The sequence below is a fragment of the Sinomonas mesophila genome, assembly GCF_001999765.1.
In the GTDB taxonomy this organism is placed as follows: Bacteria; Actinomycetota; Actinomycetes; order Actinomycetales; family Micrococcaceae; genus Sinomonas; species Sinomonas mesophila.
The window spans coordinates 301,182-316,405 of record NZ_MTIC01000003.1 but is presented as its reverse complement, the minus strand read 5'-3'; the positions used below and the strand labels follow the sequence as shown (position 1 = coordinate 316,405).

The 15,224-nt window shown below is 70.5% G+C and carries 15 protein-coding genes; 2 read left to right on the top strand and 13 right to left on the bottom strand.

Going from position 1 to position 15,224, the window contains the following annotated elements; all coding sequences use genetic code 11:
• Nucleotides 1–12 precede the first annotated feature (12 nt).
• Nucleotides 13–927 carry a permease-like cell division protein FtsX gene (gene ftsX / locus BV907_RS12780; protein WP_077490093.1) on the bottom strand — a complete coding sequence of 305 codons (915 nt, stop codon included), beginning with the start codon at nt 925–927 and terminating at the stop codon, nt 13–15.
• Nucleotides 924–1,661, bottom strand: coding sequence for a cell division ATP-binding protein FtsE (gene ftsE / locus BV907_RS12775; RefSeq protein ID WP_077490092.1), 738 nt, complete (start codon nt 1,659–1,661; stop codon nt 924–926). Before ftsE ends, ftsX begins: the two co-directional genes overlap by 4 nt.
• A gap of 250 nt (nt 1,662–1,911) precedes the next feature.
• Here ftsE and BV907_RS12770 point away from each other — a divergent pair, with 250 nt between their 5' ends.
• Nucleotides 1,912–3,528 (top strand): CAP domain-containing protein, encoded by a 1,617-nt coding sequence (locus tag BV907_RS12770; protein WP_077490091.1) that lies wholly within the window; start codon nt 1,912–1,914, stop codon nt 3,526–3,528.
• Between the two features lie 42 nt (nt 3,529–3,570).
• On the opposite strand, the gene prfB is transcribed toward BV907_RS12770, so the two are convergent.
• The 9 genes from prfB to galU form a co-directional block, all read right to left on the bottom strand.
• Nucleotides 3,571–4,689, bottom strand: a complete 1,119-nt coding sequence (gene prfB / locus BV907_RS12765; RefSeq protein ID WP_077490090.1) for a peptide chain release factor 2 — start codon at nt 4,687–4,689, stop codon at nt 3,571–3,573.
• 47 nt (nt 4,690–4,736) lie between these two features.
• Nucleotides 4,737–5,228, bottom strand: coding sequence for a pilus assembly protein TadG-related protein (locus BV907_RS12760; protein WP_245827951.1), 492 nt, complete (start codon nt 5,226–5,228; stop codon nt 4,737–4,739).
• A complete protein-coding gene (locus tag BV907_RS12755) occupies nt 5,225–5,716 on the bottom strand; it encodes a hypothetical protein (protein WP_245827950.1) in 492 nt (163 codons plus the stop codon). The genes BV907_RS12760 and BV907_RS12755 overlap by 4 nt, the downstream gene beginning before the upstream one ends.
• Nucleotides 5,700–6,095, bottom strand: coding sequence for a TadE/TadG family type IV pilus assembly protein (locus BV907_RS12750; RefSeq protein ID WP_077490089.1), 396 nt, complete (start codon nt 6,093–6,095; stop codon nt 5,700–5,702). The genes BV907_RS12755 and BV907_RS12750 overlap by 17 nt, the downstream gene beginning before the upstream one ends.
• 4 nt (nt 6,096–6,099) lie before the next feature.
• Nucleotides 6,100–6,321: a hypothetical protein gene (locus BV907_RS12745; RefSeq protein ID WP_077490088.1), complete on the bottom strand. Its 222-nt coding sequence runs from the start codon at nt 6,319–6,321 to the stop codon at nt 6,100–6,102.
• Nucleotides 6,322–6,365: 44 nt separating this feature from the next.
• Nucleotides 6,366–7,307 (bottom strand): type II secretion system F family protein, encoded by a 942-nt coding sequence (locus BV907_RS12740; RefSeq protein WP_077490087.1) that lies wholly within the window; start codon nt 7,305–7,307, stop codon nt 6,366–6,368.
• The gene (locus BV907_RS12735) at nt 7,304–8,158 is read right to left on the bottom strand and encodes a type II secretion system F family protein (protein ID WP_077490086.1); all 855 of its coding nucleotides are present in this window, start codon (nt 8,156–8,158) and stop codon (nt 7,304–7,306) included. The genes BV907_RS12740 and BV907_RS12735 overlap by 4 nt, the downstream gene beginning before the upstream one ends.
• Nucleotides 8,158–9,384, bottom strand: coding sequence for a TadA family conjugal transfer-associated ATPase (locus tag BV907_RS12730; protein ID WP_077490085.1), 1,227 nt, complete (start codon nt 9,382–9,384; stop codon nt 8,158–8,160). The genes BV907_RS12735 and BV907_RS12730 overlap by 1 nt, the downstream gene beginning before the upstream one ends.
• A 154-nt stretch (nt 9,385–9,538) precedes the next feature.
• Nucleotides 9,539–10,435: a UTP--glucose-1-phosphate uridylyltransferase GalU gene (gene galU / locus BV907_RS12725; protein ID WP_175637456.1), complete on the bottom strand. Its 897-nt coding sequence runs from the start codon at nt 10,433–10,435 to the stop codon at nt 9,539–9,541.
• A gap of 153 nt (nt 10,436–10,588) precedes the next feature.
• Between galU and BV907_RS12720 the strand changes: the two genes are divergently transcribed.
• Nucleotides 10,589–13,129, top strand: coding sequence for a GH25 family lysozyme (locus BV907_RS12720; RefSeq protein ID WP_077490083.1), 2,541 nt, complete (start codon nt 10,589–10,591; stop codon nt 13,127–13,129).
• 13 nt (nt 13,130–13,142) lie between these two features.
• Here BV907_RS12720 and rfbA read toward each other — a convergent pair whose 3' ends face one another.
• Entirely contained in the window at nt 13,143–14,003 is an 861-nt protein-coding gene (gene rfbA / locus BV907_RS12715; RefSeq protein ID WP_077490082.1) for a glucose-1-phosphate thymidylyltransferase RfbA, read from the bottom strand.
• 28 nt (nt 14,004–14,031) lie between these two features.
• On the bottom strand, nt 14,032–15,150 hold the full coding sequence (locus BV907_RS12710; RefSeq protein WP_077490081.1) for a hypothetical protein: 1,119 nt from the start codon (nt 15,148–15,150) through the stop codon (nt 14,032–14,034).
• Between the last annotated feature and the right edge of the window lie 74 nt (nt 15,151–15,224).

The window sequence follows — 15,224 nt, the reverse complement described above, 5'->3', positions numbered from 1 at the left end:
CCTCCTGCCTGGCTAGACCTTGAGATAGCGACGGAGGGTCACTATCGAGGATACACCAGCGAGCAAAATCCCCAGGGCGATGAGCAGCGGCGCAAGCACGAGCGTCTGGGACGGCGAGATGAACGCCGTGTCCGGATACTGCTTCGCCAGAACGTCCCCCAGGAAGAACTGGGAGACGCCCCAGAGCGTCGCCGACGCGAGAACGGCCCCCACGGCTGCTGCGATCACGCCCTCGAGCACGAAAGGCAGCTGGATCATGATCTTCGACGCGCCGACGAGCCTCATGATCGCGGTCTCCCGGCGGCGGCTGAAGGCCGAGAGCCGGATCGTGGTCGCGATGAGCAGGATCGCGCACACGATCATGATCCCCGCGATCACGATCGCCACGAGCGACGCGCCGTTCATCACGGAGAAGAGCCGTTCGAGCAGCTGGCGCTGGTCGACGACGGTCTCGACCCCGGGCTGCGACGAGAACGTCTCGCTGATGATCTGGTACTTCTCCGGGTCCTTGAGGTTGATCCGGAAGGAGGAGGGGAGCTGGTCCGGCGTCACCGAGTCCACGATTGGCGAGTTCGCGAACTGCTCCTTGAAGTGCTCGTACGCCTCCTCGCGCGTCTCGTAGTGGTAGTCGTTGACGTACTGGGCCACGGCCGGGGACTCGAGCAGGTCCGCGAGCGCCGCCTGCTGCTCCCCGGTGACGGGCCCACTGACGCAGCCAGGCGCCGTCGAGCCCTCACCGCACAGGAAGATGGCCACCTGGACGCGGTCGTACCAGTAGCCCTTCATCTGCGTGATCTGGAGCTGAAGCATGCCGGCGGCCCCGACGAACGTGAGCGAGACGAAGGTCACGAGGATGACCGAGACGACCATCGAGACGTTGCGGCGCAGGCCCGAGGCGATCTCCCCGAGGATGAAGGTGACCCTCATGCTCGGCCTCCCTCCCCGTCGCGCCGTTCGGCGGGCGGCACAGACGGGATGAGGGACGTGTAGAGGGCGCGAGCCTCGTCCCGGATGACGTGGCCGTCCTGGAGCTCGATGACCCGTTTGCGCATTGAGTTGACGATGTCGGTGTCGTGCGTGGCCATGACCACGGTCGTGCCGTTCTGGTTGATCTTGTCGAGGACGGCCATGATGCCCTGCGACGTCGAGGGGTCGAGGTTTCCCGTGGGCTCGTCCGCGAGGAGGATGCCCGGGCGGTTGACGACGGCGCGCGCGATCGCCACGCGCTGCTGCTCGCCGCCGGAGAGCTCGTGGGGCATGCGGTGCTCCTTGCCCTCGAGGCCGACCGTCTTGAGGACCTCCGGGACCGCATCCCGGATGATGCTGCGGTTGCGGCCGATCACCTGCATCGCGAACGCCACGTTCGCGAAGACGGTCTTCTGCGGCAGGAGACGGAAGTCCTGGAACACGACGCCGATCCCGCGCCTCAGACGCGGGACCCGCCAGCTCGAGAGCGAGGCGACGTTCTGGCCCGCGACGAAGACTCCTCCGCTCGTGGCCCGGTCCTCGCGCAGGACGAGGCGCAGGAAGGTGGACTTGCCCGAGCCGGACGCGCCCACGAGGAAGGCGAACTCGCCCCGTTGGATCTCCAGGGAGACAGAGTCCAGCGCCGGGCGGGCCTTCCTGTCGTAGACCTTCGTGACATTCTCGAAGCGGATCATGGCTCTTCCGGGCCCGTTGGGACGCGGCGCATCCGTCGCCGGCGCACGGGCACGATGGGGGGAAAGGCCGCCGGCGGCTCGACTATAGGCACAGGGGCGCGCCGCAAGGCGCCACCGACTGCGGCGTGTCGGCATTCGGCGCCGGTCAGCGACGTGGGACGGATCGTGTGGCGTCCCCTTGGATGGCACCGCCTGAGGGCCTAGCCTGTCCAGAGGCTTCGTGGGGAGATGCCTGGGGAGAGGGGGGACCTTGAAGAAGACTGCCGCGCTCTGCCTCGCACTGCTCACAGCCCTCTCGGTGCCGGGAGGCACTGTCCCCCGGCCCGCCCCCTCGGCGGCCAGCACACCCGCTGAGCCGGCCCCCGCGCCGGCCGAGGCACCGCAGTCCCGGCCGCTCGACGTCGTCCTCGGCGAACCGGAGCGGACCACGCCCCTCGCCGAGACGGACCAGGCGCCGGCGGGCCCGCCGCCCCTCCCGGAACCGGAGCCCGTCCACATCACGGACCTGGGCGTGGCCCCGAGCGTGACCTCGGTGCAGCCGCTGCTGCAGGTCTCGGCCGACCACCTCGTGCGGGACGACAACTCCGCCCAGATCCGCGCCGTCTTCGACGCGATCAACAGCTACCGGGCCTCCCTCGGCCTCGGCAGAGTCCAGTACCACGCGACCGTCGCCGGCATGGCCCAGGAGTGGTCGGACTACATCGCCTCGCGGGAGGTCATCGAGCACCGGCCCTCGTTCTGGACGGACCCCCGGGCTCTCTCGCCCGACCGTGGGGCCGGTGAGGTCATCGCGGTCCGCTGGGACCGCAGCGCGGCGGAGATGGTGGCCTGGTGGAAGACCTCCCCCGCGCACAACGCGATCCTCACGGATCCGCGCCTGAACGTCATGGGCGCCGGGGTCACGTTCACCGACGGCACGTGGCAGACGACGCCGACCCGGTACGCCATGTGGGGAGTCGTCAACCTCTTCGGCTACTCCCGGCTCCCGGCGGGCACGACGAGCTCGCCGGGGACGAGCATGCCCACGCCCCCGCCGGCACCGCCCGGGACCGGGCCCATCACGGGCTCGCTCCCCCAGCCTGTCACACTGTGCGACCCGAGCGTGCGCCACATGCCCCCGACCCTCGACCTGAGGCAGGCCTCGATCCGCTCGGCGGGCGACGTCGTCGCGCTCGATGCCGGAGGGACGGTCTGGAACCGGCCCTCGGCCGGCACCGGGGCGCTGGGCGCGCCCACCGCCATCGCCTCGGGCCTCGCGGGCGCCTCCCGCGTGTTCACGCCCGACTGGGACCGCGACGGCGTCTTCGACCTTCTCGTGCAATGGACCGACGGGCGGATCACGCTCCTGCCCGGGCGGCCAGCCGGCGGCTTCGGGCCCCAGGCCACGCTTGGCGCCTCGGGCTGGAGCCCCTACGGCCTCGCGGTCGGCGAGTGGTGCGCCACGAACCGGCTGCCGCAGATCCTCGCACGGGACGCGGCCGGCGGCCTCTTCCTCTACCCCAACCGCGGGCTCGGCGACCTCGCTGCCCGGGCCGCCGTCGGCACGACGGCGGCGACGGCGCGGCTCGCGATGGCGGACGCCGACGGAGACGGCCTCCAGGATGCCCTCCTGCTCGACGGCGGGGTCCTCACGTTCCGCCGCTCCGGGGGTCAGCTGGCCCTGCTCGCCGAGGCTCCGCGGACTCTGGCCACAGGCTGGGGCTCGGTCTCGACCTGGCGCGTCGTCACCGGCTTCGAGGCCGGCAAGACGGGGATCGTGGCCGTGCGCACGGACGGCACCTCGTTCTACGCACCGCTCGCCGCTGGGTCCCTCGGCCCGGCCCGGGAACTCGGGCCAGCGCTGAACGGGCTGCGGCTCGCGGGCTGAGGCAGCTGGGGGGAGTCCGCGGGCCTCAGCCGCGCCTGGGGTTCAGCTGGCGGCGCCCTGGCGCTGCCCCGCGCGCCAGCGGATGCCGGCGTCGATGAAGTCGTCGATGTCGCCGTCGAGCACCGCGGACGTGTTGCCCACCTCGTGCTCCGTGCGCAGGTCCTTGACCATCTGGTACGGGTTGAGGACGTAGGAGCGCATCTGGTCGCCCCACGAGGCCTTGACGTCGCCTGCGAGCGCCTTCTTCTCGGCGTCCTCCTGCTCCTTCTTGAGCAGGAGCAGGCGGGACTGGAGAACGCGCATCGCGGCTGCGCGGTTCTGCAGCTGGGACTTCTCGTTCTGCATCGAGACGACGATGCCGGTCGGGAGGTGCGTCAGGCGCACGGCGGAGTCCGTCGTGTTGACCGACTGGCCGCCCGGGCCCGAGGAGCGGAACACGTCCACGCGGATCTCGTTGTCGGGGATGTCGATGTGGTCCGTCTGCTCGATGAGCGGGATGACCTCGACGGCGGCGAACGACGTCTGCCGACGGCCCTGGTTGTCGAACGGGCTGATCCGGACGAGGCGGTGCGTGCCGGCCTCGACCGACAGCGTGCCGAAGGCGTAGGGCGCGTTGACCTCGAAGGTCGCCGACTTGAGCCCGGCCTCCTCCGCGTAGGAGGTGTCCATGACCTTGGTCGCGTAGCCGTGGCGCTCGGCCCAGCGCAGGTACATGCGCATGAGCATCTCCGCGAAGTCGGCGGCGTCCACGCCGCCTGCGCCCGCGCGGATCGTCACGACGGCCTCGCGCTCGTCGTAGTCGCCGTTGAGGAGCGTCACGACCTCGAGGTCCTCGAGGGCCCTGCGGATCGACTCGAGCTCCTTGGCGGCCTCGGCGAGGGAATCGGCGTCGCTCTCGTCCTGGGCGAGCTCGACGAGCACCTCCAGGTCGTCGATGCGCTCGCCGAGCTTCTCGACCCGCTCGAGCTCGGACTGCCGGTGCGAGAGGCGCGACGTCACCTGCTGTGCCGACGACGGGTCGTCCCACAGGTCCGGGGCGCCGGCCGCCTCGCTGAGCTCGGCTATTTCAGCTCGCAGAGACTCGACATCCGTCACCTGCTCGATGGACGCGTGGGTGCCGCGGAGCGCGCGGATTTCTGTGGGGAAGTCGATCTCAGCCATATCCATTCAAGATTACGCCATGCGTGCGCGGCCGTCGCCGGCCTCGCTCAGCGCACCAGCCGGGCCCGCGCGCTGGCCGTGGCCTGGATCGGGACGCCGTCTGGGAGCACGATGCTCACGAGGGGGACCCGCGCGAACGCGGTGAGGCTGACCGTCGCCGTGCGGCCATCGGGAGTGCCCGTCGCCGAGGCGACGGCGAGCCGCTCGAAGCGCGCCCCGGCGCCGGCGCGCTCCAGATAGGTCGCCACGACGCCCCGAACGCGGTCCTCGGACAGCAGGGCGGCTGGCGGCGCCTCCCCCGACGCGGTGTCCGCGAGGGTGAAGCTGTCGGCGGCAGCGGCCGCCGCGCCGTCGGCGGCGGAGAGGAGCTTCTTGTGCTCGATGTGGACCGCCGAGACACCCATGACCGTCGTCGCCACGAGCAGGCACAGCACGGCGAACCCGACGGTGAGGACGAGGATCTGGCCGGACTCGTCGCCTCGCGCGCACCCGCGCAGGCGGCGGACGACGGCGGCAGCGACGACGTGGCCATGCCTCACCTGAACCTCCCGACGAACTGGGTCGCCGATGCGTCCACGCGGCCGACGGTGAGCCCGAACCCTTGGCCGGAGGGGATCAGCGGAAGCGGCACCTCGACGTGGACCCGGGCCGAAACGGCGGCCCCGGCCTGGAGGCACGGGTCGCGGTCGCAGGCGAGCTCGAGGCGGGCGCTGTGCTCCACGATGCCGAAGTCGGCCATGGCCACGCGCACCGACGCCTCCGCGGCGGAGTGCGCCGCTTCCTCGTCGGCGGCCTGCGCGAAGGACTTGGCCGCATGGTCTGCGGCGCCCACGGCGGCGAAGGAGGCGCCCTGGAGCGAGCCGACGGTCAGGACGAAGTAGACGACGGGGACGAGCACCAGGAGCCCGAGGGCCACGAACTCGACCACGGCGCTCCCCTCCTCCCCCGCCGTCGCGCATCCGGCGCTGCGGCGGGCCGCGGCCAGGCGGGAGACCTGCGCCCGGAGCCGGTCATGGGAGCGGCGCATGCCCTGCGACCTCCATGGCTCCCGAGGGCCCGATGAGCCCGACGACGGGGATCGGGGCGACGACGCGGACCTCGAGGCTGCGGACACCGGCGACCTCGGCTTCGCCGACGCGGACGTCGCCCGCGTAGTCAGCGCCGACGGCGCCCGCAATGAGCTCGCGCGCCCGCTGCTGCGCGTCCTGGGGAGTCCTGTCCGCGAGCGAGCCGTACCGCGCCCCCGAGGCCGCCGCGTCAACGAGGACGTTGCGCACGTGCAGCACGAGCGTGAGCTGGATGACCGCGAGCGCGAGGACGGCCATGAGTCCGCCGACCATGACGAAGTCCGCGACGGCGGAGCCGCGCTCCGGCGGGCGGGCGCCGGGGCTGCGGTGGGCCCCCACGCCTCTACTTGCTGACCTTGTTGATCGCCTGCTGGAACAGGCCCTCGAGCGCGGGGCCCGCAAGCGCGAGGAGGCCCATGACCAGAACGGCCGACATGAGCGTGATCATGACCCAGCCGGGGACGTCGCCGCGTTCGTTCTCCCCCGCCCCGGCCCGCGGCGCGCGGTCCGTGAGCAGGGCAGGGAGCATCGCGAGCAGGATGCCTGCCCTGATGATCGTATTCATGGTTCCCCTTCCCCCAGTGGGTGGTTCTCTCGTGCAGTGGTCGGTCAGAATCCCAGGGTCACGGCGGCGACACCCGGATACACGGCAAAGACGACGGTGAGCGGGAGCACGCCGAAGACGAGCGGGACCATCATGCCGATCTCCTTCTTGCCGGCGGCCTCCATGAGCTCGCGCTTGGCGACGTCCCGGACGTCCTGCGCCTGGGCGCGCAGCACGTCACCGAGCGGCGTCCCACGCTCGATCGCGACGACGAGGCCGTCGACGAAGCGGGTGATGGGCGCGAGGTCGATGCGGTCCGCCATGCCGTGCAGGGCCTCGACGAGCGGCGTTCCCGAGCGGGTGTGGGCGAGCACGGTCCCGAATTCCCGCGCGAGCTCGCCGGTCGAGGCCTTGGCCGTACGGTCCAGGGCACCCGCGGCCGTCTCCCCCGCCCCGACGGCGAGGGCCATCATGTCAGCGATCGACGGAAACTCGCGCAGGATGCGCTGCTGGCGCTTCGCGATGGCCGAGCCCAGGACGTACTCGCGCGCCATGAAGCCCGCGGCCGTCGCCGCGACGACCATGAGGACCGCGAAGACCGCGTTGACCCTCCCGGACAGGGCGGTGAGGACGGCCCCGACCGTCGCCACGACAAAAGCGGCACCGGCCCAGAGCAGCTGCTCGGCCCTGAAGTCCACCGGGGACCTGGCCGACCCAGCCTGGGCCAGCCGCCGGGCGAGCGCGGCGTTGCCGAGGTTGAGCCGGGACAGCGAGCCGACGGCGTCGAGCAGGAGCGGGCGGAGGACCTGCTCCAGGGGGCCGAACGGGGTGAGGCTGGCCGGCTCATCGCGCAGGAGCCGGGAGCGGCGGTCCGCGGAGCGCAGCTGCGGCGCCACCCGCTCGGTGAACGTCATCCGGCGCATGGCCGGCAGGCGGACGAAAGTTATCCAGAGCCCGACGCCGAGCACCGTCCCCGCGAGGACCGCGAGCGCCGTGGTGCCGGTCACCGCAGGACCCGCTCTTCCTGGGGCAGCGCGCCGATGCGCAGCATGAGGCGGTAGCAGAAGACGGAGACGACGAGCCCCACGACGAGGACGGCGAGCCCGGTCGGGCTCGCGTAGGCTGCCATCGCCTCGGGCCGCGTGGACATGAGCAGGAGCACGATCCACGGCGCCGCGACGGCGAGGCGTGCCGCGTTGACAGTCCAGGACTGGCGCGCCTCGAGCTCCCGTCGCGTGCGTGCGCTCTCCCGCAGGAAGTCGGCGAGCGTGCCGAGGAGCCGGCCGAGGTCCGTGCCGCCGACGTCCCGGGTCAGCCGGAGGGCCTCGACGATGCGGTCCCCGACGGGGTCCGCGAGCCGCTCCTTGAGCCGGTCGAGGGCGACGCCGAAACTCCCGCCCGAGCGATAGTCGGCCGCGAAGTCGAGGAAGACCCCGCGCAGCGGCTCGGGACCCTTGTAGCCGAGCTGCATGAGCGCCTCTGGCAGCGACAGCCCGGCGCGGATGGCCGAGCGGAGGTGGTCGACGACGTCGGGCCAGAGCTCGCGGAGGACGGCGGCCCGGCGCGCCGCCTGCCAGCGGACGAGGGTCACGGGGAGCGCGGACGCGAACAGCCCGAAGCACAGCCCGACCGGGGCGGCGGCGGTGACGACGTAGAAGAGCAGCGCGATGAACAGACCGAGTGCGAGGCTCGAGGCGACGAGCCCCGCGGGCGTGACGCGCTGGATGCCCGCCTGCTGGATGAGCGTATGCAGGCGGCCGGGGCGCTTCGCTGGCGGGCGCCGCGCGGGCAGTGGCCAGAAGGACCACCAGACGAGGAACAGCCCGATCCCTCCGGCCAGGCCCAGAGCCGCGGCCATCAGGCGGCCTCGAGGAGGAGGGCCACGTCGATCCCGGCCCGTGCGAACTTCTCGACAGCGGGCAGGCCAGTCGCGCCGGGTCGCAGCACGCCGTCGGGCTCGAGGGCGAACACTGTCGAGGTCTCGATGACGCCGTTCTCCACGCGCTGGCCGAGGGCGAGGATCTCGCTGACCTGCCGGCGGCCGTTGGGTTGGCGCGTGCAGTGCACGACGAGGTCGATGCAGGCGGCGACGGTCGGCACGACGAAGGCCGAGGAGATGTTCGCCCCCGCCAACAGCGGCAGGGTGCAGAGCTTCGTGATCGCATCCTGTGCCGAGTTCGCGTGGATCGTGCACATGCCGGGGAGGCCGCTGTTGAGGGCGATGAGCATGTCGAGGCTCTCGGCCTCTCGGACCTCACCGACCACGAGCCGGTCCGGCCGCATGCGCAGCGCCTCCTTGACGAGGCGGCGGAGCGGGATCTCGCCCGTGCCCTCGAGGTTGGGCTGGCGGCACTGGAGGCCGACGACGTCGCGCAGCGGCAACTGGAGCTCGAAGATCTCCTCGACCGTCACGACGCGCTCCCGCGAGCCGATCGACGCGCCCAGGCAGTTGAGCATCGTCGTCTTGCCTGCCTGCGTGGCGCCGGAGACGAGAATGTTGAGCCCGCCGGCGACGGCCCCGGCGAGGAAGCGGGCGGCCTGCGGCGACAGGGAGCCGAGCTCGACGAGGTGCTCGAGCCTGCTGGCCTTGACGACGAACTTGCGGATATTCACGGCCCAGTGGCGGCGCGTGACATCGGGGATGACGACGTGCAGGCGAGAGCCGTCCGGGAGGGCGGCGTCGACGAAGGGGCTCGAGAGGTCGAGCCGGCGGCCCGACGACTTGAGCATGCGCTCCACGAGGTCGCGCACCTGCTGCTCCGTCAGGGTCACCCCCGTGAGCTCGGACTCGCCGTTGCGCGCCACGAAGACCTCGTGCGGCGCGTTGAGCCAGATCTCCTCGATCGTCGGATCGTCGAGGAAGGGCTGGAGCGGCCCGAAACCGGCCACCGCGTCGAAGACGCTCCTGCGCGCGGCCTCGAGGGCGCCGAGGGGCGGGACCGCGCCGAGGAGCGCGCGCTCGTCGTAGTCGACGACAGCGGCCTCCACGAGGCGCCTGACCTCCGCCGACTGCCTCAGCGGGTCGAGGCCGCGAAGCCTGATGAGCTCGCGGACCTCCCCCTCGACAATGCGCACTGCCTCCACAGCTTTCCCCCGAATCGCCCCGGTGCCCGGGCCTTCGCCCGGCAGCACTGGAAAGACTAACGGATTCAGTAAAGCCGTGCGGCCGCGGGGGTCATGCTGTGGATAACTCCGTCACGAGTCTCCCCCGGACGCGGCGCGACCCCGCCGACAGCCCCTACAGCCCGGCGGCGAACTCCTTGAGCCAGGGGCGGAGCTCGTCGCCGAGGTCCTCGCGCTCCACGGCGAGCGAGACGACCGCCTTGAGATAGCTGACCTTGTCACCGGTGTCGTAGCGGCGACCGCGGAAGACGACGGCGTGGACCCCGCTTCCCTCCCCCTCAGCGCCCGCGAGGGTCTCGAGGGCGTCCGTGAGCTGGATCTCCCCGCCGCGGCCCGGGGCCGTCCGCTCGAGGACGTCGAAGACGGCGGGATGCAGCACGTAGCGGCCGATCACGGCGAGGTTCGACGGCGCATCCTCCGGCGCGGGCTTCTCGACGAGGCCGCGGACGCGGACGAAATCCTCGCCCTCGACGGCCTCGACGTCGGCGCAGCCGTAGGCGGAGACCTGCGCGGGGTCGACCTCCATGAGCGCGATGACGGATCCCCCGACTGCCTGCTGCACGCGGATCATCTCGCTGAGGAGCTCATCCCGCGCGTCGATGAGGTCGTCGCCGAGGAGGACGGCGAACGGCTCGTTGCCGACATGCCGCTTGGCGCAGAGGACGGCATGGCCGAGCCCCTGGGGATCGCTCTGGCGGACGTAGTGGATGTCGCCGAGGTTGTTGGACTCCTGCACCGCCGCGAGGCGGCGCTCGTCGCCCTTCGCCTCGAGGACGGCCTCGAGGTGGGGGACCCGGTCGAAATGGTCCTCGAGGGCCCGCTTGCTGCGGCCCGTGATCATGAGGACATTGTCGAGGCCGGCTTTGGCGGCTTCAGCGACAACATATTGGATGGCTGGCTCGTCCACGACCGGGAGCATTTCCTTCGGCATGGCCTTCGTGGCGGGCAGAAAACGGGTGCCGAGGCCTGCGGCGGGAATGACGGCCTTCGTGATTCGTGCAGTCTGTGGCATAGACACAGCCTACGGGCAATGGCCTCCAGACTCTTCCTCGGACGCCACGATGACAACTCTGGATGTTGTTTTCAACTCTGTGCACTCTGGGAACAGGAGTAGTCAACTGTTACTCTTTTCGAGCCCGGCCAGACCTTCGTTGCGGAGCCCTTTATGACGCTGCTGAATCACATCCGACGCCGCACGGACGGCACGAGGAATCCCATCGCGTGGATCGCGGCGTCCGCCCTCTTGGCCCTTTCGGCTCCGCTTCTCACCGCCGTCTCTCCCGGTCCTGGCGCGGGGGACGGCGGTATCTCGTCTCCGGCGTCGCCTGCACCGATTGCCCCGTCCGCGGCGCCCGCCGCGCCCGTGAACCTGCCCGCCGAGCCCGGCGACGACGCCGCACTCAACGAGGCGATGCGGCTCGCCGTCGGCCGCGGCGCGAAGATGGGCCAAGCGAACCCGAAGGCGATCGTGAGCCAGGCCTTCGGACCCGCCCGCGGGAAGGCTGTGCACGTCCCCCTCTTCGGCTCGTGGCAACCCGGGTGGGGTATCGCCGGGCTCGACGTGAGCGCGTGGCAGGCCATCGAGTCGCCGGCGGGGAGCAACCAGTACGCCGACGCCGTCGACTGGCGGGCCCAATGGAATATGGGGGCCCGGTTCGCCTACGTCAAAGCAAGCGAAGGCAATTACTACACGAATCAGGCATTCGGCCAGCAGTACGACAATTCGCGCCGTGTGGGGATGATTCGCGGCGCCTACCACTTTGCGATTCCGAATTGGTCCTCCGCGGCGGATCAGGCGCACTATTTCGTCGCCAACGGGGGTGGGTGGTCGCCCGACGGCGTGACCCTGCCGCCCGTGCTCGACATCGAGTACAACCCCTACGCTGGCAGGACCATCAGCGGGGTCTACATGGGGGACACGTGCTACGGCATGGCGGGCAGCCGGATGACGGCATGGATCGCGGAATTCAGCAACACGGTGCTGAACCTGACCGGGCGCAACCCGGTCATCTACACGACCACCGACTGGTGGACGCGGTGTACCGGCAACTCGGGAGCCTTCGGCGCGAACCCCCTGTGGATCGCCGCGTACAACGAGTCGGGCCCGGGCACGCTGCCCGCCGGCTGGGACACCTTCAGCATGTGGCAGTACAGCTCGACGGGGCCCTTCGCCGGCGACTCGAACACGTGGAACGGCGACTACAGCAGCCTCCAGCGGTTCGCAACGTACGGCGAGCGGAACCCCAGCTGGTCGATCGGCAGGGTCGCCGCCGACAACTCCTCAGCACTCGGTGGCCCGATGGGCGGCATCACCTGCGGACTGATCGACGGCGGGTGCTACCAGAACTTCGAGCGCGGGGCCGTCCTCTGGTCCCCAGCCACGGGTGGCCATCCGAGCTTCGCCGGGCCGCTGCGCGATGCCTACAAGGCCTCCGGCTTCGAGGGTGGTCCACTCCGGTACCCGGTGAGCACTCAAGTGTGCGGCCTCAAGGACGGCGGCTGCTACCAGAACTTCCAGCGGGGCGCCATCGTCTGGTCCCCGGCGTCCGGAGCCCAGATCTCGCCCAACGGTCCCATCCGCGACGCGTGGAAGGCGTCCGGGTTCGAGACGGGCGTCCTCGCCTACCCGACCAGCGGCGTCGTCACAGGGCTCGTCAACGGCGGCTCGTACCAGAACTTCCAGCGCGGGGCCATCATCTGGTCGCCGGCGACGGGCGCCCAGACCTCGCCCAACGGTCCCATCCGCGACGCGTGGAAGGCGTCCGGGTTCGAGACGGGCATCCTCGCCTACCCGACCAGCGGCGTCGTCACAGGGCTCGTCAACGGCGGCTCCTACCAGAACTTCCAGAACGGAGCCATCATCTGGTCCCCGGCGTCCGGCGCCCAGGCTTCCCCGAACGGCCCGATCCGGGACGCGTGGAAGGCGTCCGGGTTCGAGACGGGCATCCTCGCCTACCCGACCAGCGGCGTCGTCACCGGCCTGGCCAACGGCGGCTCCTACCAGAACTTCCAGAACGGGGCCGTCATCTCCTCGACGGCCGGAACATTCATCTCGCCCACCGGCCCGATCCGCACCGCATGGCTCACCTCCGGCGCAGAGAGGGGCCCCCTGGGCTACCCGACCAGCGGCGTCGTCACCGGCCTGGCCAACGGCGGCTCCTACCAGAACTTCCAGAACGGGGCCGTCATCTCCTCGACGGCCGGAACATTCATCTCGCCCACCGGCCCGATCCGCGCCGCATGGCTCACGTCCGGCGCAGAGAGGGGCCCCCTGGGCTATCCCACCTCGGGCGTCGTATGCGGGCTCCGGGAGAGCGGCTGTTATCAGAACTTCCAGGGCGGCGCCATCGTGTCCTCGCCAGCCGGCACGTTCGTCTCGCCGAGCGGCCCGATCCGCACCGCGTGGCTCACCTCGGGCGCCGAGAACGGCCCGCTCGCCTATCCTACGTCCGGTGTCGTGACGGGGCTCATCAACGGCGGCGCGTACCAGAACTTCCAGAAGGGCGCGATTGTCTGGTCACCGTCCACCGGAGCCCAGCTCTCCCCGAATGGACCGATCCGGACCGCGTGGCTCGCCTCCGGAGCCGAGGGCGGTCGCTACGGCTATCCAATCTCGGGCCACACCTGCAACAGCACGCAGACTTCGTGCTCCCAGGCGTTCCAGGGGGGCATCCTCACCTGGACGAGCAACGGGGGTGTGTCGTAGGCGGTGAGGCTGCTCAGGTGAGGAGTTCGAGCAGGTACTGTCCGTATCCGCTCTTGACCAGCGGCTCGGCGCGTTCGCGCAGCTCGTCGTCGCTGAGGAAGCCCTGCCGCCAGGCGATCTCCTCCGGGGCGCCGATCTTGAGGCCCTGGCGGTTCTCGACCGTTCGGATGAAGTTCGAGGCGTCGTTCAGGTCGGAGAACGTCCCCGTGTCGAGCCACGCCGTGCCCCTGGGCAGCACCTCGACCTGAAGGGTGCCGGCCTCGAGGTACGTGCGGTTCACGTCCGTGATCTCGAGTTCCCCCCGTGCCGACGGCTTGAGCGACTTGGCGATCTCCACGACGTCGTTGTCGTAGAAGTACAGACCGGGCACGGCGTAGTGGCTCTTCGGCTTGGCTGGCTTCTCCTCGAGCGAGATGGCGCGGCCGGCGGCGTCGAACTCGACGACGCCATAGGCAGACGGGTCCTTGACCCAGTACCCGAACACGGCGGCGCCGTCGATGTCCTGGTGCTTTCGGAGCTGGGTGCCCATCCCCTGCCCGTAGAAGATGTTGTCGCCGAGGACCAGCGCGACGGTGTCGCTGCCCACATGCTCCTCGCCGAGGATGAACGCCTGGGCCAGGCCGTCCGGCGAGGGCTGCTGGACGTAGGTGAGGCTGATGCCGAAGCGCGAGCCGTCGCCAAGGAGCCGCTGGAACTGTTCGGCGTCGTGGGGCGTCGTGATGATGAGGATGTCCCGGATGCCGGCCAGGATGAGGGTCGACAGGGGGTAGTAGATCATCGGCTTGTCATAGACCGGAACCAGCTGCTTGCTCACCCCGAGGGTAATCGGGTGCAGGCGCGAGCCGGTTCCGCCCGCCAGGATGATTCCACGCATGGTCACGCTCCTAATAGCTTCTTGTCCGTCAGAGACGGAAACAGGGAAGGGGGACTTCCTCGAGATCCCATCCTGCCGGAGCCACCAGTGCGCTCGCGAATTCGCGGCCGGGTTCCGCCTCGCAAAGAGCCCTCGCGACGGCGATCTGGGAGGACCAGACGGGCCCATCGGACCTCGCGCTGTAGGTGGGGAAATAATGCGCGAGCATGACAACAGCCGCGGCCCCGGTGACCGCCGCAGAGCGGAGTGCTCGGGTACCCACGGCATCCTCCGAGGACGGCCGGCCCGGCGCCGCGCCGCCTGCCGCGAATGCCGCAGCACCGAGGAGGAACATCCCCGGAACCACTGCGTAGCGCACGTAGCCGAAGCGGGACCACTCCTCGGAGGTCAGGAGCGAAAAGTTCAGGAAAGCCCTGTTGTTCAGGATCTGTGCGGCGGCCCAGAAGACGCCCGAGGCGACGACACAGCCGAGCGCGCCCCAGCGGTATTCCCGGCCCGCTCGCCAGGCCACGGCCAGAACCGTCACGACGACCAGCGCCGGAACCACGAGCACCCACCCGCCGAAGAAGTTCCAGATTGCTCCGACGGCAACCGAGGACGGCTGGACGAGTGACATGCCGCCCTGGAGGAGCCAGCCTATGACCACGCTCCAGGGGTCCCACGGCACGACATCCGGCGACGTCGTGCGCGGGAAGATGACGAATGTCGCGAACTGCAGGGAGACCCCGGCCGTGAGGCCAATCCCCGCTGCGATGCGCCGGCGGTCCCGCACGGCGGCCCAGACGGCGACCGGGAGGAAGGCAGCCGTCTGGATCTCAGTCGTCGCTGCGACGAAAGCGGCCACGGCCAGCCCAACGGCCGCAGGCCAGCCGTGCGGACGACGAAGCAGGAGCCAGGGGGCCAGCCACAGCATGTACCAGTGAAGGTTCGCGGTGTTGCCGAGGACTTCAAAGGGAGCGGCGGGCAGGAGCGCGGGGATCGCGGCGAGAAGGATCCGCGTCACCCTCGACGGAATGAGCGACGAGCTCAGGTGATAGACCGCCACCGAGATGATCCCCACGCAGAGGCACGAGATCCAGGCGACGCGCACCGCGTAGTCGTCGAGAGGGCCCAGTCGCAGGGCCACGTGCGCGATGGCCCGGGGCACGACATGGAGGTATCCGTCGTACGGGTCGAAGATGCCCGCCAGGAACGGCGACGAGAGGGCCTGGCGGAGGAAGA